24 protein-coding genes are annotated in these 23,564 nt (G+C 66.0%); 15 read left to right on the plus strand and 9 right to left on the minus strand.

The annotated features are described in order from the left end of the window. Positions 1 to 43: 43 nt before the first annotated feature. The 6 genes from M4I32_RS12265 to M4I32_RS12290 all read right to left on the minus strand — a co-directional run bounded on the left by M4I32_RS12265 (position 44) and on the right by M4I32_RS12290 (position 5,060). Positions 44 to 925 (minus strand): hypothetical protein, encoded by an 882-nt coding sequence (locus M4I32_RS12265; protein ID WP_319034762.1) that lies wholly within the window; start codon positions 923 to 925, stop codon positions 44 to 46. 56 nt (positions 926 to 981) lie between these two features. Beyond that, positions 982 to 1,569 carry a DUF305 domain-containing protein gene (locus tag M4I32_RS12270; RefSeq protein ID WP_319034763.1) on the minus strand — a complete coding sequence of 196 codons (588 nt, stop codon included), beginning with the start codon at positions 1,567 to 1,569 and terminating at the stop codon, positions 982 to 984. Between the two features lie 93 nt (positions 1,570 to 1,662). Beyond that, positions 1,663 to 2,079, minus strand: a complete 417-nt coding sequence (locus M4I32_RS12275) for a DUF6153 family protein (protein ID WP_319034764.1) — start codon at positions 2,077 to 2,079, stop codon at positions 1,663 to 1,665. 71 nt (positions 2,080 to 2,150) lie between these two features. After that, positions 2,151 to 4,424, minus strand: coding sequence for a heavy metal translocating P-type ATPase (locus M4I32_RS12280; protein ID WP_319034765.1), 2,274 nt, complete (start codon positions 4,422 to 4,424; stop codon positions 2,151 to 2,153). Beyond that, the gene (locus M4I32_RS12285) at positions 4,421 to 4,747 is read right to left on the minus strand and encodes a heavy-metal-associated domain-containing protein (RefSeq protein ID WP_319034766.1); all 327 of its coding nucleotides are present in this window, start codon (positions 4,745 to 4,747) and stop codon (positions 4,421 to 4,423) included. Before M4I32_RS12285 ends, M4I32_RS12280 begins: the two co-directional genes overlap by 4 nt. A gap of 19 nt (positions 4,748 to 4,766) precedes the next feature. After that, on the minus strand, positions 4,767 to 5,060 hold the full coding sequence (locus tag M4I32_RS12290; RefSeq protein WP_319034767.1) for a metal-sensitive transcriptional regulator: 294 nt from the start codon (positions 5,058 to 5,060) through the stop codon (positions 4,767 to 4,769). Between the two features lie 447 nt (positions 5,061 to 5,507). On the opposite strand from M4I32_RS12290, the gene M4I32_RS12295 reads away from it, so the two are divergent. The 13 genes from M4I32_RS12295 to ccsB all read left to right on the plus strand — a co-directional run bounded on the left by M4I32_RS12295 (position 5,508) and on the right by ccsB (position 17,567). Continuing rightward, complete coding sequence (locus tag M4I32_RS12295; RefSeq protein WP_319034768.1) at positions 5,508 to 5,846, plus strand: metalloregulator ArsR/SmtB family transcription factor; 339 nt, start codon at positions 5,508 to 5,510, stop codon at positions 5,844 to 5,846. Then, positions 5,843 to 6,529, plus strand: a complete 687-nt coding sequence (locus tag M4I32_RS12300; RefSeq protein ID WP_319034769.1) for a cation transporter — start codon at positions 5,843 to 5,845, stop codon at positions 6,527 to 6,529. Before M4I32_RS12295 ends, M4I32_RS12300 begins: the two co-directional genes overlap by 4 nt. A 1,247-nt stretch (positions 6,530 to 7,776) precedes the next feature. Continuing rightward, a complete protein-coding gene (locus M4I32_RS12305) occupies positions 7,777 to 8,439 on the plus strand; it encodes a DsbA family protein (RefSeq protein ID WP_319034770.1) in 663 nt (220 codons plus the stop codon). 83 nt (positions 8,440 to 8,522) lie between these two features. Beyond that, positions 8,523 to 9,434 (plus strand): cation diffusion facilitator family transporter, encoded by a 912-nt coding sequence (locus tag M4I32_RS12310; protein ID WP_319034771.1) that lies wholly within the window; start codon positions 8,523 to 8,525, stop codon positions 9,432 to 9,434. Then, the gene (locus tag M4I32_RS12315) at positions 9,427 to 10,101 is read left to right on the plus strand and encodes a copper resistance protein CopC (protein ID WP_319034772.1); all 675 of its coding nucleotides are present in this window, start codon (positions 9,427 to 9,429) and stop codon (positions 10,099 to 10,101) included. The genes M4I32_RS12310 and M4I32_RS12315 overlap by 8 nt, the downstream gene beginning before the upstream one ends. Positions 10,102 to 10,147: 46 nt before the next feature. Next, positions 10,148 to 10,627, plus strand: coding sequence for a signal peptidase II (locus tag M4I32_RS12320; RefSeq protein ID WP_319034773.1), 480 nt, complete (start codon positions 10,148 to 10,150; stop codon positions 10,625 to 10,627). Next, positions 10,624 to 10,959, plus strand: a complete 336-nt coding sequence (locus tag M4I32_RS12325) for a DUF6804 family protein (protein ID WP_319034774.1) — start codon at positions 10,624 to 10,626, stop codon at positions 10,957 to 10,959. Before M4I32_RS12320 ends, M4I32_RS12325 begins: the two co-directional genes overlap by 4 nt. Beyond that, positions 10,956 to 11,564, plus strand: a complete 609-nt coding sequence (locus tag M4I32_RS12330; protein WP_319034775.1) for a TlpA disulfide reductase family protein — start codon at positions 10,956 to 10,958, stop codon at positions 11,562 to 11,564. Before M4I32_RS12325 ends, M4I32_RS12330 begins: the two co-directional genes overlap by 4 nt. Continuing rightward, positions 11,561 to 12,328 (plus strand): cytochrome c biogenesis CcdA family protein, encoded by a 768-nt coding sequence (locus M4I32_RS12335; RefSeq protein ID WP_319034776.1) that lies wholly within the window; start codon positions 11,561 to 11,563, stop codon positions 12,326 to 12,328. Before M4I32_RS12330 ends, M4I32_RS12335 begins: the two co-directional genes overlap by 4 nt. Further along, a complete protein-coding gene (locus M4I32_RS12340; protein ID WP_319034777.1) occupies positions 12,309 to 13,991 on the plus strand; it encodes a cytochrome c biogenesis protein ResB in 1,683 nt (560 codons plus the stop codon). The genes M4I32_RS12335 and M4I32_RS12340 overlap by 20 nt, the downstream gene beginning before the upstream one ends. Continuing rightward, the gene (locus tag M4I32_RS12345) at positions 13,988 to 14,926 is read left to right on the plus strand and encodes a cytochrome c oxidase assembly protein (RefSeq protein WP_319034778.1); all 939 of its coding nucleotides are present in this window, start codon (positions 13,988 to 13,990) and stop codon (positions 14,924 to 14,926) included. Before M4I32_RS12340 ends, M4I32_RS12345 begins: the two co-directional genes overlap by 4 nt. Before the next feature lie 137 nt (positions 14,927 to 15,063). Beyond that, positions 15,064 to 16,524: an apolipoprotein N-acyltransferase gene (gene lnt, locus M4I32_RS12350; RefSeq protein ID WP_319034808.1), complete on the plus strand. Its 1,461-nt coding sequence runs from the start codon at positions 15,064 to 15,066 to the stop codon at positions 16,522 to 16,524. A gap of 14 nt (positions 16,525 to 16,538) precedes the next feature. Further along, positions 16,539 to 17,567, plus strand: a complete 1,029-nt coding sequence (gene ccsB, locus M4I32_RS12355) for a c-type cytochrome biogenesis protein CcsB (RefSeq protein WP_319034779.1) — start codon at positions 16,539 to 16,541, stop codon at positions 17,565 to 17,567. Positions 17,568 to 17,697: 130 nt separating this feature from the next. Here ccsB and M4I32_RS12360 read toward each other — a convergent pair whose 3' ends face one another. From M4I32_RS12360 to M4I32_RS12370, 3 genes are read right to left on the minus strand one after another with little or no spacing between them, the layout of a single operon-like run. Beyond that, a complete protein-coding gene (locus M4I32_RS12360) occupies positions 17,698 to 19,959 on the minus strand; it encodes a heavy metal translocating P-type ATPase (RefSeq protein WP_319034809.1) in 2,262 nt (753 codons plus the stop codon). Beyond that, entirely contained in the window at positions 19,956 to 22,013 is a 2,058-nt protein-coding gene (locus M4I32_RS12365) for a cytochrome c oxidase assembly protein (RefSeq protein WP_319034780.1), read from the minus strand. The genes M4I32_RS12360 and M4I32_RS12365 overlap by 4 nt, the downstream gene beginning before the upstream one ends. Beyond that, positions 22,010 to 22,216 carry a heavy metal transporter gene (locus M4I32_RS12370; protein WP_319034781.1) on the minus strand — a complete coding sequence of 69 codons (207 nt, stop codon included), beginning with the start codon at positions 22,214 to 22,216 and terminating at the stop codon, positions 22,010 to 22,012. The genes M4I32_RS12365 and M4I32_RS12370 overlap by 4 nt, the downstream gene beginning before the upstream one ends. A 125-nt stretch (positions 22,217 to 22,341) precedes the next feature. Between M4I32_RS12370 and M4I32_RS12375 the strand changes: the two genes are divergently transcribed. Beyond that, positions 22,342 to 22,719, plus strand: a complete 378-nt coding sequence (locus M4I32_RS12375; RefSeq protein WP_319034782.1) for a BlaI/MecI/CopY family transcriptional regulator — start codon at positions 22,342 to 22,344, stop codon at positions 22,717 to 22,719. After that, the gene (locus M4I32_RS12380; RefSeq protein WP_319034783.1) at positions 22,719 to 23,531 is read left to right on the plus strand and encodes a M56 family metallopeptidase; all 813 of its coding nucleotides are present in this window, start codon (positions 22,719 to 22,721) and stop codon (positions 23,529 to 23,531) included. The genes M4I32_RS12375 and M4I32_RS12380 overlap by 1 nt, the downstream gene beginning before the upstream one ends. The last annotated feature ends 33 nt before the right edge of the window (positions 23,532 to 23,564 follow it).

Genomic DNA, 23,564 nt, shown 5'->3' on the forward strand with positions numbered 1-23,564 from the left:
CCGGTCTCTTCAGACCCAGGGCTTCGTGGTAAGGACGGGCGTCTCATGATGATGAGTTCGTCCTGATGACAGTGCGCCAGGTGTTCCCGTCGTCGGTGGTAACGCGGACTCCGCCTTCGTCAGCGATGGCGACAGCTCCGTCGAAGCTGGCCGCGATCGCCGAGGCGACGCCAGTGGCGCGACCTGCGGTGTTCCAGACGGCCCCTTCCTTCGTGCTTCCAGTCCAAATCGTGCCGTCCGCATCGACCCCGATGATGCCCTCCTCCACCGTCGGGTCGGCGGTGATAACGAGGAGTGCGGGGGCGCTGGCGACGACGGTGAAGGTGCCGCCGGCGTCGCGGCTGACCATCAGACCATCCGGTGTTGTCGCGGTGACGACGTCGGCCTTCATCGTGTCGATGCTGATGTCCCGTGCAGTCAGCGGGCCAATGTCAGTCCACGTCTGTCCGGCATCGCGGCTTGCCGCCAGGACCGCCCGGTCCGATGGCAGCCCGAGGAGGAAGTCGGGGGCTGCGGGTGTGGCGGCGAGCAGGTGAAAGTCGGTGACCCCCGCGAGGGACACTTGTTCCCAGCCCGTCTCGGTATGCCGGACCAGGCCGATGTTCGGTGCGGTGAACGTGTCGTCCTGGTTGTCGGGGGCGGGGTGCCCGGAGGCGAGGATGGTGTCGGCCTGGACAGTGAGGCCCATCGCATCAAAGCTGGTCTCTCCGACGAGGGACACCTCGTCGGTGGTGAGGTCAACGCGATAGGCCCCCGTGTGTGCGCCGACCAGCAGCGCCCCGTCCGGGTCGAAAGCGACGTCGTGGACGTGCGGGATGAGATCGAGCGAAGTCTCACTCTCGGATGCAGCGGTGCACGCGGCGGTCGTCAGGGTGAGCGTCGTGGCGAGGCCGATGGCGGCGAGGGTGCGTGCGGATTTCTTCATAGTGGTGGTCTCCCTAGGTCGAGGTGGGCTGTGTCGGGTGCGGCCGGGCCTGACTGTCAGAGGGTCGCGAGAATGTCCTCCATCGTGGCGATCTCGGTGGTCTGCGAGGCGATGATGGCTTCGGCGAGGGCGACCACATCGGCGTTCTGGCCGTTGTCGACCTCGGTCTGCGCCATCTCGATCGCACCTTCATGGTGGACGATCATCTGCTCCAGGAAGAGGCGGGAGGCCTCGACCCCGGTGGCGTCCTGGAGGGCTTGCGTGTCGGTGTCCGACATCATCCCCCCGTGGTCCATCCCGCCCATATCCCCCATCGGGGTGCCCCAGTCATCGAACCAGGACTGCATCAGCTCGATCTCCGGGCCTTGGGCGGCCTTGATCTGCTCCGCCAGGGTGATGACGCGCTCGTCGACGCCGTCCCTGCCGAGGATCATGTCGGCCATCTCAACTGCCTGTTCGTGGTGCGGGATCATCATCATCGTGAACTGCATGTCGGCGTTGTTCACGTCGGCGGCCGAGGATGCGGATGAGCCCATTCCGGGCATGTTGTCCATCCGGCCGCTACCGGTAGTGCCGGCGCAACCGGCGAGGGCGAGCAGGGCGGTCAGGGTGATCGCGGCGGTCGCCGCGGCACGGTTCTTCATGTGGTTTCTCCTCAATCGTCTGTGCGGCGCGCACGATCGGTGTGATCGCGCGCGAAAGCTGCGCTGACCTCGAGAAAGGTCAGCGAGCTGTCATCACGTACGACTGATGCAGAGAACGAGCAGAGACGGTGGCCGGGATACCGCTACCCGGCCGGCGACCATGAGCGGTCCAGCCCGGCCGAAAACAACCCCCCAGCTGACGCCGGCACGGGGCACAAGGAACAGCAGCGACACGATCAGGAGGGCAACGACGCACGTCATCGCGAGCATGGCTTCATGTCCCCCGCAGTCCGGGCAGATCCCGTCGGCCGGTGGCGCATCATGGCCGTGGGCGGCGCCGGCTTCCTGCACAGACACGGCCGCGGCCGGCTCCGCGTTCGCAGTCGGGGCGCCGAGCGCGTGCATCGCGAGCAGCCCCACGATCAGAGCGGCGGTGAGGGCGATGAGCAGCAGCACAGAACGGCCCAGCCCGGACGGGCTGCGGCGCAACTGCTGCGCGAGAGCGATCATCGAGATCTCACCTCCTCTCCTTCAGAGTATTCCTCGCTGGTGGTCGGCGTGGAGCATCCGGCCACCAGCTCTCAGAGGGGCTGCGGTACCCGCGTCGCGGGTGCGATGGGCACCATCGTCGCCGGCGCTGGGCGGAACCGTCGCAGGCGGAGACTGTTTGTCACGACGAACACCGACGACATGGCCATGGCTGCGGCGGCAACCAGGGGGTTGAGCAGGCCGAGCATCGCGATCGGGATCGCGGCGATGTTGTACGCGAACGCCCAGAACAGGTTGCCCTTGATGGTGCCCAGGGTCCGGCGCGACAGCCGGATCGCATCCGCGACAATCAGGAGGTCGCCTGAGGCGATGGTCACGTCGCTGGCGGCGATGGCCGCGTCCGTCCCGCCCCCCATCGCGATACCGAGGTCGGCCGCGGCGAGGGCGGCGGCATCGTTGACACCGTCGCCGACCATCGCCACCACACGCCCTGAGGATTGCAGCTGCCGGATGGCGTCGAGCTTCCCGGCGGGGGTGACGCCAGCGCGAACATCGTCGATCCCGACCAGACCCGCGATGTGATCGGCGGCGCCGGCGTTGTCGCCGGTGAGCAGCACAGGGCGCAGGCCCAAGGCGCGGAAGCGAGCGATCGCGTCCGCGCTGGTGGGCTTGACGGTGTCGGAGACCGCGACGATGCCGAGGAATTCCCCGTCGCGGGCGACCGCGATCACCGTGCACCCGGCGGCCTCCAGCACCTCAGCCTCACCGCGAAAACGGATCGGCAGATGAACGGACCACTGGTCCTGCACCCACTCCGAGCGTCCAGCCACGACCAGCGAACCTTCGATAGCAGCCTGAACACCGAAACCGGCGTGAGAGGCGAACGACTCCGCCACCGGCGCCCCACCATCATGAGCGCTCACGATCGCCCGCGCCACGGGGTGTTCGGATCCCCACTCTGCGCCGGCGGCGATCCGCAGCAGCTCGTCATCGGTGACGCCGGAGACCGCCAAGACGGTGGTCACGGTCATCGCGCCCTGCGTGATGGTTCCGGTCTTGTCCAGCACGACGGTGTCGACCTGACGGGTCTGCTCGAGAACCTGCGGCCCACGAATGAGGATGCCCAGCTGTGACCCGCGTCCGGTGCCGACCAGCAGCGCGGTCGGAGTGGCCAGACCCAGCGCGCACGGGCACGCGATGATCAACGTCGCCACCGCGGCGGTGAACGCGACCTCGAGGGATCCGCCGACCAGCATCCATCCGACGAACGCGACGATCGCCAGGAGTATCACGATCGGAACGAACACGGCGGAGACCCGGTCGGCGAGGCGCTGCACGCGTGCCTTGCCGGTCTGCGCTTCATCCATCAGTCGCTGCATCCGAGCAAGCTCCGTGTCCGCCCCGACCCTCGTAATCTCGACGATCAGGCGTCCACCGACGTTCACGGTGGCACCCACCACACGGGACCCGACGGTGACCTCGACCGGAACGGACTCGCCGGTCAGCATGCTCGCATCGATCGCAGAGGTCCCGTCGACGACGAGTCCGTCCGAGGGGACCTTCTCGCCGGGACGCACCAGCACACGATCCCCCACGGCAAGCTGCGCAACCGGAACCCGCTGCTCCACCCCGCCCACAAGACGCGTGGCCTCCTTGGCGCCCAGCTCGAGCAGGGCACGCAACGCCTCAGATGAGGACTTCTTCGCCCGTGCCTCTGCGTACCGGCCAGCGAGAATGAACACGGTGACGAGAGCGGCGACTTCCAGGTAGATCTCCCCGATTCCGGCTTCCGGGCTGCCGAACAGGGTGAAAGTCATGTGCATACCCGGCATCCCCGCCATGCCGAAGAACAGTGCGTACAGCGACCACCCGAATGCAGCGATCACCCCCACACTGATCAGGGTGTCCATGGTCGCGGCGCCGTGGCGGGCGTTCACGAACGCTGCCCGATGGAACGGCCACGCACCCCACACCGCGATCGGCGCAGTCAGGGTCAGCGCGAGCCACTGCCAGTTCGTGAACTGCAGCACCGGGATCATCGACATCAGCGCAACCGGCACCGCCAGGGCCGTGCTGATCAGCAACCGGCGGCGGAGGGCCACCAACTCGACGTCATCGGCGCGTGCCGCGTCCGACATGGACTCATCAATCACCGGCACGGGAACCGCCGCAGAATAGCCGGCGGACTCGACCGCCGCGATCAACTGCGCCGTCTCCACACCGTCGGCGTGCACGCGCGCCTTCTCGGTCGCGTAATTGACCGCCGCCTCCACGCCCGGGATCTTGTTGAGCTTGCGTTCGATCCGGGTCGCGCAGGATGCGCAGGTCATCCCCGAGATGTCGAGGTCCACGTCGACGGTGCTCATGCGGGTGTGTCGGCGATGGTGTACCCCGCCTCCTCCACCGCAGCCCGGACCCGTGCGGCATCGATCGGGGCGGAACCGTGGATGGTGACCCGCGAGGTTCCACCGGCGTTCAGATCGACCGACACGCTATCGACACCGTCGATCGCGGTGATCTCCTCGGTCACGCTCATCACGCAGTGCGAGCACGTCATACCATCGACCAGCACTTCTTCGGCGAAGGTGGATGCGGCGGGCTGCGTGTCCGGAACCGACGCTGTGGCGCAGCAGCTGCATCCGGCGACGGAGTCGGTCAGGCCCAGGTCAGGGCGCTCGTTCGTGGTCATGATCTTCGGGTCCTTTCGATCAGGTTTGGGGGTCATGAGCGGACAGGCGAGCGATCGCCTCGTTCGCTTCACGGATCTTCTCTTCGGCTACCGGGCCGCCTTCAGCCGCAGCCTCCGCGACGCAATGGGACAGATGATCCGCCAGCAGCGACAACGCGACCGTCTCCAGCGCGCTCGTCGCCGCCGACACCTGGGGGAGGATGTCGATGCAGTACTCGTCGATCTCAACAATCCGCGCAATGCCACGCACCTGCCCCTCCGCGCGGCTCAGCCGCCTGAGCAGATCATCCTTGTTCCCCGCATAACCATTCACAACTCGATACTATACCCCCCTACCGTATATAGAGGCAGCTGACGCGACATCAGCCGAGGCGGGAGTGGGTCACGAGCAACACGGGTGGAGCAGCCGAGTCGCGCAACGCCTCGTTGCGAGATCCGCTCAGTTGTCGCGATCCAGGAGAGGACCACGCCAATGCGCCACTTACAGTCCGGGGCCGCCGCCCGAGGTTGGCCGCGCGGTTCTATATGCGTCCGATCGGACAGTTGCCTTGCAAGCGATGTGCGATCTCGCCCGATCACGTCGTCGACGACAACCGGAGGGTGGCACGCGTCAAGCCGCGCTGGCTTAGCCGGAAAGCGCCTGATTGCATGACATCTAGTGTCATTACGCTGCGATCCCGACAGCAACCGACGCGCGAGACATTCCGACTCAATTCATACAGCTTTCCGTTTATTCATCATTTTATGTATCCTCGGTTCTATGTCCACTGCTACCGCTACCGTCACGCATACCGCTGCACTCGCGCGGCTTGGCCATGCGCTCTCTGACGCCACTCGCGCGGGCGCACTCCTAGCGTTGCGGGAGGCGCCTGCACACCCCTCGGATCTGGCCGAGGCTCTCGGCGTTACTCGACAGGTCATGTCCAATCAACTTGCCTGCCTTCGTGGTTGCGGTCTCGTTGAGGCGGTGCCGGATGGCCGACGCACGTGGTATCGCCTCGCGGACTCGCACCTCACCCCCGCCCTCGACGAGCTGCTGCGCGTCGTTCTCTACGTCGAGCCCGGCTGCTGCACCGGAGAGAGCTGCACCTGCGCATGACCACCACCGCGCCCCGCCTGGCCGGCGACCGCCGCCACACCCTTGAACGCCGCATCCGCTGGATTGTCACCGCGACGATCGCCTACAACCTGATCGAAGCCGTGGCCGCAATTGCCGCGGGAACCGCTGCATCCTCCGCCGCGCTGATCGGTTTCGGCCTCGACTCGACGATCGAAGTTCTCTCCGCGGCCGCCGTCGCATGGCAGTTCACACGACGCGATCCCGAGCGGTGGGAGAAAGGCACGCTACGGGTCATCGCAGTCGCGTTCTTCGCCCTCGCCGCGTACGTGACCGCCTCCTCCGTGCTCGCTCTTGTCGGCCAGGTCGACGTGGAGCACTCCACGCTGGGCATCGTCATCACCGCACTCAGTGTCGTCATCATGCCGTTCCTGTCCTTCGCGGAACGCCGTACCGGTCGCGAGCTGGGATCAGCCACCGCCGTTGCCGACTCGAAGCAGACCCTGATCTGCACCTACCTGTCTGCCGCGGTACTCATCGGCCTCGTGGTGAACAGCTTGTTCGGCTGGTGGTGGGCCGATGCGATCGCCGGCCTCGTCATCGCCGCGTTTGCGATCCGAGAGGGCATCGAGGCCTGGCGTGGCGATGCGTGCGCGACATCAGTCGGAATGCTTCTCGAAGATGAGCACGACGACAACGACCACCACGACGCGCACCACCACTGAGCCGCGAATACATTCGAAACGAAGCCCCCGCCCAGCAGGGCCGGTTTGAGGGCATGTACCACCCGCTGTTCGAGATACAGGGGTAGTGGGGCGAGGCACAAGACTCCCACCCCGTGCTGTTCCGCGACTACGCCGTCGACCTCAGGCTGGACATGGCAACCTACGATGCGGCCGTCTCCAACCCGGCAACGAGGAGCGCGCGCGATCCGACTTCGAGGAAGGCTGCGCCTTGGCAGTCAGCAGCACCCCGACGTTCTGCGTCGATGGTGACCCCTCATCATCGAGCGTTGGGAAGACCTAGACACGGCGATCCAGGCCGCCCTCCATTACTGATCGAGCCACCCGGGGCCGGAGTTGGTCATTCGGCTGCCGCTGCAGGAGCGCTGGGCCGAGCGGTGCGGGGCACGAGGCGCACGAGCACGACGATGGCGACGAGTTCCACCAGCGTCTGGGTTTCGACAGCGAGCGGCGCGACGCTCAGCGAGGCGGGTAGGGCGAGCGGGACGGCAGCACGAGAAGGGAGTCTTGCGTGGCCGTCGACAACATCACGACGCGAGTGGAGGGCACGTCGAGCGGCGCGAATCGAGCAGCGAGTAGGCCAGTCGCGACAATGAACACAGCACCCGTGCACGGGCGGCCGTGCTCAGATGCGATCAACCGTTGGTATCATGGGCACGTCATGAAGCCCGCGGCGCCATCTCGACCGTCGAAAACGTTGTACGAGCGGTTGCTGATAACGAAGATCATTACAGGTCTGGGCCTGGCCTTCGTGCTCATATCGGGGATTTGGTCTGCGACCCACTCCGAATTTGGTGGGGTTTCTACGATCCTTGCACCTGCAGTTACGGCGAGTGTCGATACTGCTGCTGGCATGGGGTCGGTGGAACCGGCTGCAGTGGCGCCAGAAGCCACAGCGGCAAGCGCCCCAGACCGAGGCGAGGTCGGAGCGAACAATTCGAGCGGCGCGATGGTAGGAGCCGCAGGCTGCCTTCTCGGAATCTTCTGCTCTCTAATCCTCCTGGTCCTGAAACGCGTCTACGCGGCACGAGTCAGTCCACGCGTCGTCACTGTGGGCTCCCGCGTGAGCACTCCAATGAGGGCGATCGACCGCCGCTTCACCCCTACTCTCACTCTCGCTCAGCTCTCGCTCTCCCGCGTCTGAAGCGGGCACGCCCCTTGTGACGGTTGCGACTCTCGCGGCCGGCCGTGGTCCTTGACGTGCTCGTTGATGTGTCTGGAGTGTCCGTTTGAAAACCCCAATCAAGGTGACGATCGTCACCACCGCGGTGGTAGCCGCTCTGCTGCTGACCGCCTTGATCTACGTCCTCATCAGTCAGGCGCCCACTACTCCTCCCCCAGAGGGTGGCGAGGAGCCGCAAGTTGTACGGCCCAATTCGCACGTTCTCGACGATGGAGGGGACGGAGCGGTGACGGTGGTGGAGTTCCTGGACTTCGAGTGCGAGGCGTGCGGGGCGTTCTACCCCGTCGTTGAAGACCTGCGCAATCAATTCGCGGGGGAGATCACCTATATCGTCCGCTACTTCCCGTTGCCCGGTCACACCAACTCCACCAACGCCGCGCTGGCGGCGCAAGCCGCCGCGGAGCAGGGGCAGTTCGAGGAGATGTATCACCGGTTGTTCGAGACGCAAGCCGAGTGGGGTGAGGCGCAGGAATCCCGTGCTGAAGTGTTCCGCGGATTTGCGGAGGAGCTGGGCCTGGACATGGCCGCATACGACGCGGCGGTCGCGGATCCGGCGACGCTGGCCCGGGTGGAAGCAGATTTCACCGAGGGACAAGCACTGGGGGTGGGTAGCACACCCACATTCTTCGTCGACGGAGAACTGCTGGAGCTGCAGAAGTGGAACGACCTCGAGGACGCAATCCGACAAGCGGTGAAGGGCGACTCGTGATGCCGACGGGTCTGACTCGCCGGCGTATGGCTAACGCCACTGCCAACCGACAGATCGTCGACCGCCCGTAAAAGGAGCGAACCATGGGAGCAGGACACAGCCACGTTGCGGGGGGTGGGACGCCCCGCAACAGGCTGCTCATCGCATTCTCGATTACCTCGTCGGTCTTCGTGGCCGAGGTGGTCGGATCGATCATCACCGGCAGCCTCGCCCTGCTCGTCGACGCCGCACACATGCTGACAGACATGGTTGGCCTCGCGATGGCGCTCACCGCCGCGCACCTGATGAACCGTGCGGCGTCCGACCGACACACGTGGGGACTACGACGCGTGGAGGTACTCAGTGCGCTCGCGCAGGCCGCCCTGCTGCTGGGCGTCGGGATCTTCGCGCTCGTCGAGGGCGTCCGACGACTGTTCGCGCCGCCGGAGATCGCGTCGGGGAGCCTGCTGCTCTTCGGCATCATCGGCCTGGTCGCGAACATTGCGTCGCTGATGGTGCTACTGAATGGCCGCAAGCGAAACCTGAACATGCGGGCCGCGTTCCTTGAGGTCCTCAACGACGCGCTCGGTTCGGTCGGCGTGATCGCCAGCGCTATCCTCATCGCCACGCTCGGGTGGTACCGGTCGGACGCGGTAGCCGGCATCCTGATCGCCCTGCTCATCATCCCCCGCACATTCATCCTGCTGCGCGCCTCCGGGAGGGTACTCCTGGAGGCGACGCCGCCAGGCTTGGACCTCGGTGAAGTGCGGCGGCACATCCTCGAGCTGCCGGAAGTGGTCGCGGTGCACGACCTGCACGCCTCCCAGGTCTCCACCGACCTACCCACCCTGACCGCGCACGTCGTCGTGGACGACACCCTCTCCCCGCAACAGTCCGCACAGCTGCTGCAGGAGTTGCAGGAGTGTGTCGCCGATCATTTCCCGGTCAGCATCGAGCACTCCACGTTCCAGATCGAACCGCAATCCCACCCCGGAGAACACACCACCCATGCGTAGACCTCGCCGCACTCTCGCCACCGTTCTCGCTGCCGCCCTGCTGGGAGGAGGGATCGCTCTCGCTACCGCGGCCCCCGCCTCGGCGCACGAAGAACTGGTTTCTTCCTACCCGCAAGCGAACACCACGATCAACGGATCGCCGGACGAGATCACCCTGTCCTTTAGCGGCGAGCTCCTCATAGACATGGAGTCCGCAATCATCGAGGTGATCGCTCCGGAAGGTCAGGACATCGCCACAGACGTTCCCATCGTCGCTGACACGTGGGTCACCCAGCATCTGGCGCCCGAACCGTCGGAGGGGGTCTACACCGTATCGTGGCGCGTGGTCACGAGCGACGGGCACCCGATCACCGGCGAGTACACGTACACGGTCGAACCCCTTCCGATCGACACCACCACCCCCGCCCCCGAAGTGAGCGTCGCCGAGCAGGCACCCACGCCATCTCCGACATCCACCGACACACCCGGTAGCGCGGGTGCCGGCGAACTCCCCGGGGCTGAAGCGCTCCTCCCGATCCTCGCCGTCCTCAGCGGCGTCCTTCTCTTCGGTGCGGCGTTCGTGTTGGTCGCTTCGCGTGGGCGCCGCCGACGGGACCGGGCAGATGCCGACAGAGCAGCTCGAGACGATGCGGCGAGGAACAGTGGGGGCTCCCCTGATGGGTCGTGACCAGGCTCGCAGATTCGCCGTAGCATGCGTTGCGGCAGCAGGGGTAGTGCTGATCGACCAGACCAGCAAGGCGGCGGCACTGGCAGGGCTGAGCGAGCGGGAGCGGATTCCATTGCTGGGTGACCTGCTCGGGTTGCAGCTGGCCTTCAACCCGGGCGCGATCCTTTCCTTCGGTTCAGGCGCGACCTGGTTGCTCACCCTGCTGGGAACGGTCGCCACGGTCCTCCTCCTAGCCGCCGCGACGCGCGCCCGGACATCATGGTGGGCGGTCGGGATCGGGCTGATTCTCGGAGGCGCAATCGGAAACCTCATCGACCGGATATTCTCCCCACCCGGATTCGCCCGCGGCCAGGTGACTGATTTCCTCGCCTACGGCAACCTGTTCATCGGCAACCTCGCCGACGTCGCGCTCGGCGCCGGCGTCGTTGTGCTCACGAGGATCCTCTGGGCCCGTCGACCCCGCGCGAGCACGCCACCCACCTCCCAGGAAGCCATCCCGGGATTGAGCACGGAGGAGGCGACGTGAGCGGGAAGGAACGTGTCGCCTTGCCGTATCAACGCAACGCATTCGCGCCCGGGCTGATCGCGGCGGCGGCGTTGTTTCTCGCCCCGGCGCTGGTGGGAGGCGAGTGGTTCCTGATGGTGTTGTACTTGGCCGCCATCCTCGGAGTGATCGTGGCGTGGTTCGCGGTACAGGCGCGCCAGTGGTGGTGGGTACCGGTATTCGCCGCGATCGTGGTGATCTGGAACCCGGTATTGCCGTTCGCGTTCACGGGCCCGGTGTGGACGGCTGCGCAGCCGGTCGCGGCGGTCGTGTTCCTCGTCGCTGGCGGGCTGATCAAGGTGCAGCGCACATGACCGCCCACAAGCGAAGTGTCGGCTGGGTGGCTGCGATGTTGGTGCTGGGCAGCCTTCTCACCGGCTGTGCTGTCAACGATTCACTCGCACAGCAGTACCGCGATGGAAGCGAGAAAGGCTACATCTCCGCCGATTTCCAAGTGGTCGAGATACCGGCCGCGGAACGAGGAGACCCCGTTGCATTCGAGGGCGTCACCGAGACCGGCGAGACCGTGACCGGTGACGACTACCGGGGCGGTGTGCTGGTGGTGAACTTCTGGTACGCCGCATGTGGGCCGTGCATCGCCGAGGCGCCCCTGCTCGAAGAAGTGTGGCAGGAGTACCAGAATGACGGTGTCGCGTTCCTCGGTGTCAACACCTACGACCAGCCCGCTACCGCGCTGTCGTTCGCGGAGGACAACAACGTCACCTATCCCAGCGTGATCGATGTCGATGACGGCAAGGTCAAGCTCGCATTCGCGCAGGTCACCCCGATCCAGGCCACCCCGACCACCCTCGTGATTGACAGGGACGGTAGGGTCGCCGCCCGAGTCATCGGGCAGCTCGCCAGCGCCTCGATCCTGTCCACCCTCGTCGCCGACACCCTCGCCGAGGATGCCCGATGAACCCCGGGGTGGCGGTCATCGACAGCGCGCTCTGGATCGCGATCCCGATCGCGCTGCTCGCTGGACTGGTGTCCTTCGTATCCCCGTGCGTGCTGCCGCTCGTGCCCGGCTACCTCGGCTACCTCGGCGGCACCACCGCCGCCGCAGCCCCCAGCGCCGGCGCGCCGGAGAGGACAGTCACTGCCGATCGCGCCCGGCTGCTGCTGGGCGTGAGCCTGTTCATTGGTGGATTCACGGTGGTGTTCGTCGCCGCCACGATCCTCGGCGGTACGTTCGGGTTCCTACTGTTGCAGTACGCGAACATCCTCACCCGCGTTTTCGGTGTGGTCATCATCGCTCTCGGGCTGGTTTTCCTCGGGCTCTTCGGCATTGCCCAACGCACCCTCCGTCCGCGCACCCGGGGCCGGGCCGGGTTGATTGGGGCGCCACTTCTCGGATTCGCGCTAGGCGTCGGCTGGACACCCTGCATCGGCCCTACTCTCGCGGCGATTATCTCCATGTCCTGGAACCTCGGCGATCCTGCGCGCGCCGGCCTGCTCGGGCTCGCCTACTCGCTCGGCTTGGGCATTCCATTTCTCATCCTCGCAGCCGGGTGGGGTTGGGCATCTCGCTCCGTGGCGTTCCTGCGTCGCCACACCCGCACCTTGAACATCATCGGTGGTGCGATGCTCATTCTCCTTGGGCTGCTGATGGTGACCGGGCTATGGACGATGCTGATGTCGGCGCTGCAGCAGGTGGTGATCAATGTCCCGCTCCCGCTCTGAATCCGAGACCACAGACGAGGCGTTCGATCCGCTCCGGCCCAGCGATCACAACGACAGCGCGGCTGAGATCACCCAACCGGCGCTAGGGGCGGCGGGGTGGCTGCGGTGGGCGTGGCGGCAACTGACCAGTATGCGCACAGCACTGCTGCTACTGCTGTCCCTCGCGATTGCGGCGGTACCGGGATCGCTTTTCCCTCAGCGCAGTGCCGACCCCAACGGCGTCATCCAGTGGGAGCGCGACAACCCCGACCTGTTCCCGCTCGCCGACATGGTCGGCCTGTTCGACGTATACCAGTCCCCCTGGTTCGCCGCAATCTACCTGCTGCTGTTCGCCTCCCTCATCGGCTGCGTCATCCCCCGCACCCGCCACCACTACAAGGCACTGCGCTCCCAGCCACCGCGCACCCCTGCCCGCCTGTCCCGATTGCCCGCCCACCATGAAACAACTCTGCCCGCACACAACGCGCAGCAGGATCCAGCTAAGGTCGCGGTCGACATCGCAGAGCGGCAACTGCGCCGCATCGGTTACCGAGTGCAACGGTACGACGGAACGGGATGGGCGTCATTATCAGCCGAGCGCGGCTACCTGCGCGAGACTGGCAACCTGATCTTCCACGTCGCCCTGGTCGGGGTGCTCGTCTCGGTGGGGTTTGGCAGTGCGTTCGCGTACACGGGGCAGCGGGTCGTGGTGGAGGGCACGACGTTCGTCAACGCGCTCAGCGACTACTCCTCGTTCAACCCAGGTCGGTTCGTCGACGGCGCCGGCCTCGCCCCGTACTCACTCACCCTCGATGACTTCCAAGTCTCCTATCGCCTGCCCGGCACCGCGGGGGCAGGGCAGGCAGGGGATTTCTCGGCCGATGTCACGATCCGCGCACCCGGGGCAGAGGACCGCGCTGAGAGCGTGATCGTGAACCGCCCGATCACCGTCGCCGGCGACCGCGTCTACCTGCTCGGCAATGGATACGCACCCACACTGACGATTCGCGACTCCGAGGGTGCAGTCGTGTACAGCGAGTCGCAGCCGTTCCTACCGCAGGACTCCAACATGACCTCCCTGGGGATCATCAAGATCCCCGACGGGCTGCCCGAGCAACTCGGTTTGGTCGGGTTCTTCTACCCCACTCAAGGCGTGCTCCCGTCCGGGGCATTCACATCGATCTACCCGGACGCGGCCAACCCCGTACTCACGCTCAATGTCTTCAGCGGCGATCTGGGTATCGACGATGGCACTCCCCGGTCGGTGTACACCCTTGAGGTGGAGGGCCTCACCCAGCACACCGGCGGCGATTCGGGAGCTGACTCCCTCGAGCTCATCCCCGGACAGACCGCCGAGCTCCCGAACGGGTGGGGGAGCGTCACGTGGGAGGACGCCTTGGACGTTGCCGGGGAGCCAGTGAAACGGTTCGCGTCACTGCAGATCCAGAACGACCCCAGCGGCACCTGGGTGCTCGTCTTCGCGACCCTGGCCACGCTTGGCCTGTTCGCTGGGCTATTCGTCCCCCGTCGGCGTCTCTGGGTCAAAGCCGTCCCCGCCGCCGGAGGCATCCACATCGAGTACGCGGGTCTGGCCCGTGGCGAAGACCCCACCCTTGCCCGAGCCGTCACCGACCTCGCCGCAAAGCACACGACCGCCTACACCGCCGAGGCGCAGGACCGATGATCGCCTGGATCCCCGACACCCCGCCGACCCTGCTTGGCTTCCTCACCCCCGTGGCGTTGCCGTTGCCGCTGTTGCCGCTAGTCGCGGCGGTCCTCGCCGTCGCCTACCTGCTAGGTGCGGTCCGCCTATGGGCGGGAGGACGGCGGTGGCCGGCGTGGCGCACGGTGAGCTTCCTCCTCGGGTGCCTCACGCTCGCCGCGATCACAGGGCTCGGTGTTGAAAGCTACGGGTATGCGCTGCTCTCGGTATTCATGTTTCAGCAACTCACGCTCATGATCGCCATCCCCCCGCTGTTGGTCCTCGGCTCCCCGGGCACCCTCCTGCTGCGTGCCACACCCCACCGCGGTTTCGGCCGGGCCGTCCTCCGCGCCGCCCACGGAGGGCTGCGCAGCAGGTGCGCCCGATGGGCACTCAGCCCGTGGGTCGCTTTGCCGCTCTACCTGTTCGCGTTCTATGGTCTCTATCTCGCCGAGTTCGCTGACGGCATCCTCGCTGCGCCAGCCGGTCACGTCGTCCTCGAGGTGGGGTTCCTGGTCGCGGGGATCCTGTTCACCGTCCCGGTGCTCTCCGCGGACCCACTCCCGATCCGGCTCAACCACGCCGGCCGTGCACTCGATGTGTTCGCCGAGGCTGCGCTGCACGCCTTTTTCGGCGTGTTCCTCATGATGTCCACCACGTTGCTCGTGGACCACTTCGTCGCCTCCACCCTGGCGCTCGGCGTCAATCCCCTCGATGATCAAAGACTCGCCGGCGGCCTGGCCTGGTCGTACGGGGAGGCACCGACCCTGCTGATGCTGTTGTTCGTCATGCACCGCTGGTTCCGCGACGACAGCGCCCGGGACGCCGCTGCCGCCAGGTTCGCTGACATCCACGGCGACCCCGATCTCGATGCCTACAACGACTATCTCAACCAGCTCGACCAGAAGGATAGGTGACCGTGTATCCCCCCACTATCTCGGTCGAAGCGACCACGGCGGCGGCGACAGGCAGCGTCTCACGTGTCGTGCGGAAGGCCGGGGACGGGCTGCCGTTGTGGGCTGCGGTGCCTATGGCTGCGGTGGCAGGGTATGCGATGGATCTCGGCTCACCGTCTGTCGGATGGTGGCCACTTACTTTGGTGAGTGTCACGATGGCGCTGATCTCTTTGATCGGCCGCAGCGTCGGGGGAGCGCTGCTGGTCGGCACCGTCTTCGGCGCCCTGTTCTTCTTCGCCCATCTGGTCTGGGTCGGTGAGTTCCTCGGCCCCGTGCCGTGGGTGGCTCTCGCCGGGCTCGAAGCACTGCTGTTCGGCGCTGGTGCGATCCCGATCGCCTTGGCCTACAGGTGGGCGGCGCGACATTGGCCGCCCGGTGGCGTGCAGCTGGTCGTCGTACCGCTGATCGTGGCGGCGTTGTGGTCGACTCGCGAGGTCCTGATGGGGGCGTGGCCGTATTCGGGATTCCCGTGGACGCGTCTCGGGATGACCCAGGTGGAGGGCCCGTTCCGCGAAGTCGCGTCCTGGACGGGCGTGACCGGTCTGTCCTTCCTCATCGTGGCGCTGTGCGCCGCGATCGTGCAGGTGGTTCGCGCCGGTAGCCCGCGGTTCGTGCGCCGCCTCCTCCCCGTGGGGATCGTCGCACTCGTGCTTGTCGCGACACCGCAGTTTTCTACCACCGCCGCCGGCACGCTCAGGGTCGGGTGGGTGCAGGGAAATGGTCCTGCCGGCTACTTCGACCAGAAGGCGCCCGGTGACGTGCTCGCCGCGCAGACCGAGGCCACGGCACCGCTACTGGGTGAGCCGATGGACCTACTGGTCTGGCCGGAAGGCGGGGTGGACTCCGACCCCCTCAACAACGTCCGCACTGCCGCGGAGCTCGACCGGTTGGTTCGTGCCGCGGGGGCACCGCTGTTGATGAATGCCGCCACCGCTCGAGGCAAGGATGTCTTCAACACGTCCCTCCTGTGGACTGCCGATCCCGCTGATCGGCAGTGGCACGACAAGGTCAACCCGGTCCCATTCGGGGAGTACGTGCCGGACCGGTGGTTCTTCGAGCGGATCGTCCCGGGCCTGGTGGACCTGATCCAACGCGACTACACCCCGGGCACCAATCCGCCCCTGGTGAGGATCGGGCAGGTCGGGGTGGGGCTGGGGATCTGCTTCGACGTGATCTACGACGAGGTGATTCGGGACGGCGCCCAGGCCGGCGCGCAGCTGTACGTGTTCCAGACCAACAACGCCGACTTCCGCGGCAGCGACGAGAACCTTCAACAACTCGCCTTCGCCCGGATGCGCGCAATCGAGACTGGCCGCGCTGTCGTCAACGTCTCTACCGTGGGTACCAGCCAAGTGATCGCCCCGGACGGCGCAACGATCGACACCATCGACGTCGACACCGCCGCCGGCAAGATCACTACTGTCTCCCTGCGCACCGGCCTCACCCCCGCCACCATCCTCGGCCCCTGGGTTGCTCTGCTGCTCACGTTCGGCGCCGGCACGGGGCTGACCATGCTCGGAATCGCTCACGCCCGTTCCCGTCCCCGTCCATCACCCTAAGAAAGGGGCCCACGATGCCCGATTCCGAGGCTTTCTCGCTCGACGGAATTTCGCTGCTGCTGGTGTGGACAGCGATCGCCATCTATGTGCTGGCCTTCGCCGTCTACACGATCGACCTCGCCCAGCGTGCCACTCGCTCCGGATCGACGCAGCACGCGGAGCGCGTACCCGCCCTCGTCACCGCGACCGCCAACGCTCGCCCGTGGGAAGAGACCGCCCCTGAACAAAGCACGCCTCTCGAACTGCACACGCCGCCGCGGCTGCGCCGCCCACTGCTGTGGGCGCGGATCGGCACGGCGCTCACCGTGCTGGGATTCCTGTTTCATCTCGGTGGAACCGTCGGCCGCGGTATCGCCGCCGACCGTGTCCCGTGGGCGAACATGTACGAGTTCGCGCTCACCGGGACGCTCCTAATCGTGGCTGTCTTCCTGCTGGTGCTCCGGTGGTACGACCTGCGCTTCCTTGGCGGGTTCCTCATCGGGATGGTCGTCTTACTGCTGGGCGGGGCCACGGTTGCGTTCTACGTCGAGGTCGTCCCGCTGATGGATCCGCTCAAGAGCGTGTGGCTGGTCATCCACGTCTTCGTCGCCTCCCTCGCCACCGCCCTGTTCGCGATCGCGTGCGGCATCTCGGTCACCCAGCTGCTGCAGGCTCGCCGAGAACGTCGAGCCGCAGCGACGGCGAATGTCGTCCGCCCCATCGGTTCCGGACTCTTACGTACGCTCCCCAGCTCCGACGCACTCGAATCGCTCGCCTACCGATTCGCGATCGTCGGCTTCATGTTCTGGACATTCACTCTCATCGCCGGCGCCATCTGGGCGAACGACTCCTGGGGACGCTACTGGGGCTTCGATACCAAGGAGGTATGGACGTTCGTCATCTGGGTCCTGTACGCCGGCTATATCCACGCTCGCGCAACCCGGGGCTGGCGCGGCACCCGCTCCGCATGGCTATCCATCATCGGGTTCGCCACTGTGTTGTTCAACTTCACGGTCGTCAACATCTTCTTCCAGGGCCTCCACTCCTACTCAGGCCTCAGCTGAACTCTGGCGCCGGTCCGGCGCCGCGGTCCACGACGAGCCCCTGTCGAGCTGCTCAGAGTGAGCCGCTGGGGGTTTCAATTGGTCCAGTGAGTGGTCTGCGAGCCGCGTGACGACTGAAGCGGGACAAGCTTTACGTTTCCCGGCGGCGTGTCGGCGCGAAGTTCCGCAGGTGGAGACTGTTCCACACGACGAAGACTGACGACAGCGACATCGCGGCCGCCGCGATCAGCGGGTTCAGCAGGCCAGCAGACGCGAGGGGGATCGCGGCGATGTTGTAGCCGAATGCCCAAACGAGGTTCCCGCGGATGGCGCCTAGTGTTCGCCGAGAGAGGCCGATCGCGTCAGGCACGACGCTGAGGTCGTCACGGACGAGGATGATGTCGGCAGATTTGAGCGCGACGTCAGTACCGCTTACGACGGCCATCCCTAGGTCGGCGCTAGCCAGGGCTGCAGCGTCGTTGATGCCATCTCCGACCATCGCGACGCGGTGACCGGCTGCGCGAAGGTCTGAGATTGCCTGCGCCTTCTCGACCGGCGTGGCTTGTGAGCGCACGTCGTCGATACCGACGGTTGCAGCCACCCGTCGCGCTGACGCATCATCGTCGCCAGTGAGGAGAACGGTGTGCATGCCGAGATCCGTCAAGGCCGCTACGGCCGCAACGGCACTCGGGCGCACGCGGTCCTCGACGGCGAACACTGTGACGGCCCTTCGGTCCCGCACAAGCACGAGGGGTGAAGCTCCCGCCGTGCGCGCCCGGTCGATCGCTTCCTTCAGCGCCGGTGGAATGTCTGCATCAAGGTGGGCGGCGAGCCGTGGCCCACCGATGGCGGTGTTCGCGCCCTCGACGGCGCCCTCCACACCGAGTCCAGCCACCACACGGAAGTCCGCCACGTCCGACAGGTCGTGCACCTTCGTTCGCGCGTGATCGAGGATCGCCGCAGCGATGGGGTGCGTCGAGCTGGCCTCGAGACCACCTGCGATACGCAGCGCGTCGTGTGCCGAGATGCTGGAATCAACCGTCTGCTCTACGACATGCATGACGCCTTCGGTGAGCGTACCGGTCTTGTCGAGCACGACGGTGTCGATGCGACCGGATGCTTCCAGCGCTCCCTGCCCTTTGATGAGGATGCCCAGCTGCGCGCCCCGGCCGACGCCGACCATGAGCGCCGTGGGTGTGGCAAGGCCCAGTGCGCACGGGCAGGCGATGATCAAGACCGCCACGCCGATCGAGATAGCGCGTGGAAGCTGCGTGTCCGCGAGCAACCACCCCGTGGTCGTGGCGACGGCGAGTACGACGATCGCCGGCACGAACCACTGCACGGTCCGGTCGACGAGAGATTGGACGCGTGCTTTGGTTTCTTGAGCACGTTCGGCCAGCGAGGCTAGCTGGGCCAGTTGTGTTCGAGTCCCGGTGGCCGCGACGAGGATGACGAGGCGCCCGTTCGTATTGACGGTGCCGGCCATCACGGTCTTCCCTGGGCCGGTCTCACGCGGCACCGGCTCACCCGTCATCGCGCTGGTGTCCACGGCCGCCCAGCCCTCCGTGACTCCGCCGTCGACGGGGAGGGTCTCGCCGGGGAGAACCACGACGGTGTCTCCCACGCGAACTTCTCCGATGGGAATGACGACGTCGACTCCGTCACGGCGAACCCGGGCGGACGCGGGCGCGAGTGCGGCTAGCGCATCCAGGACATCGCCCGCCTTGCGGCGGGAGCGTGCTTCGAAGTACCTGCCAGCGAGTTGAAACGTGGTCATGCCCGCAGCGACATCCAAGTAGATGGCGTTGGCACCAGGTGGTGTTGGGCCATAGCCGATCCAATAGCCGGATGAGTCGGATCCGCTGAGCACGGCGACCAGCGCCCAGCCAAACGAGGCCGCGATTCCGAGGGACACAAGAGTGTCCATGCTCACTGCGCCGTGGCGGAGATTGCGAATTGTGGCGCGGTGGAACGGCCAGGCCGCCCACGTGACGATCGGCAGGGCGAGCGCGATGCACAGCAACTCCCAGTTGGGAAACCGCAAACCCGGAACGAGAGCGAGGATCAGCGTCAGATCCATCAGCGGTACCGTGAGGAGCGCGGCGAGGATCAGGCGTCGGCGCAGATCCGTTATCCGGGTCTCGTTGCTACGCCGGGTCCACTCGTCGGCGGAATCCACACGCACCTCGGCGCCGTACCCGGCGCGGGCGACCGCCTCGACAGCCTCTGACTCACGCGACGGCTCGAGGCCGCTCACGACGGCCCGTTCGGTGGCGTAGTTCACCACCGCATCGACGCCGTCGATGCGGTTCAACGCCCGCTCGACCCGGCCGGCGCAGGCGGCACAGCTCATCCCTGAGACGTTGAGTTCGATCGAGGGTGCCGCGACTGAGCGAGGCTCCGTTGTGCTCATAGAGTGTCCTTCGAAGGTGCCGAGGTGGGAACCGGTCTGTTGGCGCGGGTCGATCGGTCGGCCACCTCGGTCAGCATGCGGTTGTAGGCATCGAATTCGTCGTCGGCGCCAGAGTCGAGGTGGCGATCTTTGCGTTTCGCCTCGCGCTGGTCTTGGCGCGACCACTGAATGCCGAGGGCGGTCACGACGATCAGGAGCGGCAGCTCGCCGCCTGCCCAGGCCACCCCACCGCCGAACTGCTGCTGCACCATCAGATCGCCCATCCACGGGAAGTCGAGGGTGCGGTAGAAGTTGTCCGCGATCGGGACCGTGGCGGTCATCAGGACGATGCCGAAGAACGCATGGAACGGCATCGCCGCAAGGACATACCCGAGTTTGCCGATGGGAGGCAGCGGCCGTGGTGGTCGATCCACTCCGATGACGAGGCTGTAGAAGAGGTACCCGACCACGAGGAAGTGCAGGTTCATCGTTTGGTGTGCCCAGTGGTATCGCATGGCGTTCTCGAATAGCGGCGTCAGGTAGAGGGCGTAGTAAGAGCCGATGTAGACGATGAAAACGAGAATCGGGCTGTAGACGATCCGTGTACCCGGCCAATGCAACACGGCGGTGATCCACTCGTGTGGCCCTGCGGCTTCCGCGCGTGAGTGCGGCGTCGTCGCACGTAGCAGCAGGGTAACGAACCCACCGAGGACGAGCAGAACGGGCGCGAGCATATTGAGGCTCATGTGCACGATCATGTGCGTACCGAACTGGGCACCGGAGTACTGGCCAAGGGCGGAGCTCGTGGACACGAAGACCACAACCCACCCGAGCAGCCACGCGATCGTTCGCCCCGCCGGCCACGCATCCCCCCTGCGGCGGAGACGGATGACAGCCGCCAAATAGACACTCACGCCGAGCACCGACAGAATCACGAAGAGAATGTTGGGGCGCCACTGCGTAAGCATCGTCGCCCACGATGGCGGGACATTTGCGATGTCGTAGCCGAAGAAGATCTGAGAGATGTTCGTGTTAACGAAGTACTGCGGCGGCGGCACCCGGAGCATCGCCACTGTGAGTCCGAGGTACGCGCTCGCCAGGATCGTGAGCGAACTGACGAGACGGATAAGGCGTCGGTCAGTCCATCGTCGACGCAGCATCCAGAACGCGATGACCAGCACACCGGCAAGGAGAATGACGGCGGCACGCCCGGCAATGAGAAAGACGGTCACATTGCCGTCGAAGGGCCCGGCGAGCTTGAACATCGCCAGCACGACGTCGGCCGCTGCGACGACCACCCAGGACACCGCCATGAGCCACCCGGCGCGGGTCACCGCCTGCGGGCCTAGCAGCCTCCCAGTTGCGGCGCGTCCCGCTAGCATGATGGCGGTACCGAACAGGACCGCGACTGCGAGCGTCTGGAACATGGCCGCATCTGACCCGAAGTCGTGGTCAGCGCCTACCTGAACCTGGTGGACCAGCACGGGGGCCAGGATCGCTAGTGCGGACAGCAGCGCAACCGGCAGGAATGTCGCCCATCGCTGTGCGAACAGAGCGATGAGCGATGCCATGCCCGCGGCGAAGAAGACGACGACCCATGCTTTGGGTAAATAGGCAGCCTCGACCAGATAGCCGAGCGCGCCGGGCTCGGCGAGACGAGCGATGCTCAGACCGTTCGCGTCGGCAGCGTCGACCGGAACCAGCGCCGCGGCAGCCAGCATCCATCCCAGCAGCGCATAGCGCAGGACTCGCAGTTCGAGGGCGGCGACGACTTCGAGTGCTCTTCGCCTGGGCGCGGCGAGGACGCCCATCATCACGACGAGCGAACCGATCGTGAGCCACGATGCTGCGTCGACGATCGTGCGCAAGGTCGTGGAGAACAGCGCCGTCACCGAACCGGGGTAGCTGCGTGACAGCATCGAGTACCCCGTGTCCCCCAAGGAGGCGGTGAAGGCGATCGGAGCACCGAGGGCCAGGGCGACCGCAACGCCGGAGATGAAGATGATTCCAATGGGAGCGCGTCGACTGCGGCGGTCAGGGTACGACGCAAACTCAGCAGTGGAAGTGTCGGTCATACGCAAACGGCGTAGCCAGCTTCGGTCACGGCGCCGGCGACCCAGTCCACGTCGAGCCAACCGTCGCGCTGGACCACGGCAAGACCCTCGGAGGCGGTGTCCTGGACGTCACCGACACCATCCCGGGGCGCGAGCGCTTCGTGGATGGTGTGCTCGCACTGCTCGAACGTCGTCCTGTCAATGAGGGACCGGCTCTGCACCATCCGCAGCCCCTCCAGTCTGATCGCCGATCGACAACACGAACAACTCTACATCCTGTGCACTACGGGAGCGGATTGCGCAGGGCCCTGAGGTCGTCAATGGGTAACATGACGACAGGAGGTCATCGATGAGCGGAAGGCGAAGACGAGGGCATGGCGAGCTGGAAAGCGAAGTCCTCGCGATCCTCCGCCGTCACACGGCACCCATCGGAGCGGCCGATATCAAGGCGGCCTTTACGGACCCTACGCCGGCCTACACGACGATCCTGACCGCCCTCGATCGATTGATCCACAAGGGCGAGGTCACTCGACACGCCGAGTCTCCCAGAAAGGTGCGTTTCGCCGCTCGTCTCTCCGCGGCCGAAACCGCGAGTGATTCAATGCACTCTGCACTCGAAGGCCTAGATGACCGCCGTGCGGCGTTGCTGCAGTTCGCCGGGGATCTCGACGCTGACGATGTGAAGATGCTCCGTGCCGCACTGACGAAGAAGCGCCCCACGTCGTGATGGCGATCGCGGTCGGCGTCTGCATTCTTGTGACGGTCGTGGCGTGGTGGGGCGGATCTCGGCTACTGACCGTCGGCCGCTGGCAGGTTCGATTCCCGCGGGTAGCGCTGGCCGCTTGGCACGCCGCTCTCGGCATCGGCGTACTTGCGGTTGCCGCCTCCATCGCAGCCGCCGTGACCGCAACCCTCTCGGCTCAGCACACACCGAACGCCGCCGTGGGAATCGCACACACCGTCGCGGGTTGGTGCGCTCTGGGCGCCTTGGGTGCCGCCTTGGTCATCATCGGGGTCCGTTCCGATGAGATCGTCGGAGCGGGAAGCCGGACTTTCGGAAATGTTCTGGCACTGCCGCACACAAGCGAGCGGCTCGATCGGCGCACCATTCTCCTCACTTGCCGCAGCGACGAACCATTCGCCTGCGCGATCCCGGGACGAGACGCCGCGGTAGTCGTTTCGACGGGACTGCGAGCAATCCTCACCCCCGCGCAACTGCGGGCCGTCGTGGCCCACGAGCGAGCTCATCTGCGCGGACGGCACTACCTCGCCCTCCAGCTAGCGGAGCTGGACCGCGCTTGTCTTCCGAGTTCATTAGCGGGTAAACAGTTGTTGCGTGCAACGACGCTGCTGGTCGAACTCATTGCCGACGACGATGCAGCGCGCCGTGCAGGCGCAGTGCATCTCGCGAACGCGCTCGTGCACGTCGCCCGCCACACGCAAGACGTGACCCTGGAGCTGCGAGCGGAAAGACTCACCGATCGTGAGTGGTCTCCCGCGCGGAAGCTCACAAGGGCTGACGCGATCTTTCAGGCTTGAGACCGTGGACCGAAGCAAGAACTCCGACTCGCA

This window comes from Microbacterium sp. LRZ72 (assembly GCF_033792225.1).
GTDB lineage: Bacteria > Actinomycetota > Actinomycetes > Actinomycetales > Microbacteriaceae > Microbacterium.

What these genes read in the sequence shown, in the direction of transcription:
- M4I32_RS12265 (WP_319034762.1), bottom strand. Translation starts at nt 925, where the DNA reads ATGAAGAAATCCGCACGCACCCTCGCCGCCATCGGCCTCGCCACGACG.
- M4I32_RS12270 (WP_319034763.1), bottom strand. Translation starts at nt 1,569, where the DNA reads ATGAAGAACCGTGCCGCGGCGACCGCCGCGATCACCCTGACCGCCCTG.
- M4I32_RS12275 (WP_319034764.1), bottom strand. Translation starts at nt 2,079, where the DNA reads ATGATCGCTCTCGCGCAGCAGTTGCGCCGCAGCCCGTCCGGGCTGGGC.
- M4I32_RS12280 (WP_319034765.1), bottom strand. Translation starts at nt 4,424, where the DNA reads ATGAGCACCGTCGACGTGGACCTCGACATCTCGGGGATGACCTGCGCA.
- M4I32_RS12285 (WP_319034766.1), bottom strand. Translation starts at nt 4,747, where the DNA reads ATGACCACGAACGAGCGCCCTGACCTGGGCCTGACCGACTCCGTCGCC.
- M4I32_RS12295 (WP_319034768.1), top strand. Translation starts at nt 5,508, where the DNA reads ATGTCCACTGCTACCGCTACCGTCACGCATACCGCTGCACTCGCGCGG.
- M4I32_RS12300 (WP_319034769.1), top strand. Translation starts at nt 5,843, where the DNA reads ATGACCACCACCGCGCCCCGCCTGGCCGGCGACCGCCGCCACACCCTT.
- M4I32_RS12310 (WP_319034771.1), top strand. Translation starts at nt 8,523, where the DNA reads ATGGGAGCAGGACACAGCCACGTTGCGGGGGGTGGGACGCCCCGCAAC.
- M4I32_RS12315 (WP_319034772.1), top strand. Translation starts at nt 9,427, where the DNA reads ATGCGTAGACCTCGCCGCACTCTCGCCACCGTTCTCGCTGCCGCCCTG.
- M4I32_RS12330 (WP_319034775.1), top strand. Translation starts at nt 10,956, where the DNA reads ATGACCGCCCACAAGCGAAGTGTCGGCTGGGTGGCTGCGATGTTGGTG.
- M4I32_RS12335 (WP_319034776.1), top strand. Translation starts at nt 11,561, where the DNA reads ATGAACCCCGGGGTGGCGGTCATCGACAGCGCGCTCTGGATCGCGATC.
- M4I32_RS12340 (WP_319034777.1), top strand. Translation starts at nt 12,309, where the DNA reads ATGTCCCGCTCCCGCTCTGAATCCGAGACCACAGACGAGGCGTTCGAT.
- M4I32_RS12345 (WP_319034778.1), top strand. Translation starts at nt 13,988, where the DNA reads ATGATCGCCTGGATCCCCGACACCCCGCCGACCCTGCTTGGCTTCCTC.
- lnt (WP_319034808.1), top strand. Translation starts at nt 15,064, where the DNA reads ATGGATCTCGGCTCACCGTCTGTCGGATGGTGGCCACTTACTTTGGTG.
- ccsB (WP_319034779.1), top strand. Translation starts at nt 16,539, where the DNA reads ATGCCCGATTCCGAGGCTTTCTCGCTCGACGGAATTTCGCTGCTGCTG.
- M4I32_RS12360 (WP_319034809.1), bottom strand. Translation starts at nt 19,959, where the DNA reads ATGAGCACAACGGAGCCTCGCTCAGTCGCGGCACCCTCGATCGAACTC.
- M4I32_RS12365 (WP_319034780.1), bottom strand. Translation starts at nt 22,013, where the DNA reads ATGACCGACACTTCCACTGCTGAGTTTGCGTCGTACCCTGACCGCCGC.
- M4I32_RS12370 (WP_319034781.1), bottom strand. Translation starts at nt 22,216, where the DNA reads ATGGTGCAGAGCCGGTCCCTCATTGACAGGACGACGTTCGAGCAGTGC.
- M4I32_RS12375 (WP_319034782.1), top strand. Translation starts at nt 22,342, where the DNA reads ATGAGCGGAAGGCGAAGACGAGGGCATGGCGAGCTGGAAAGCGAAGTC.
- M4I32_RS12380 (WP_319034783.1), top strand. Translation starts at nt 22,719, where the DNA reads ATGGCGATCGCGGTCGGCGTCTGCATTCTTGTGACGGTCGTGGCGTGG.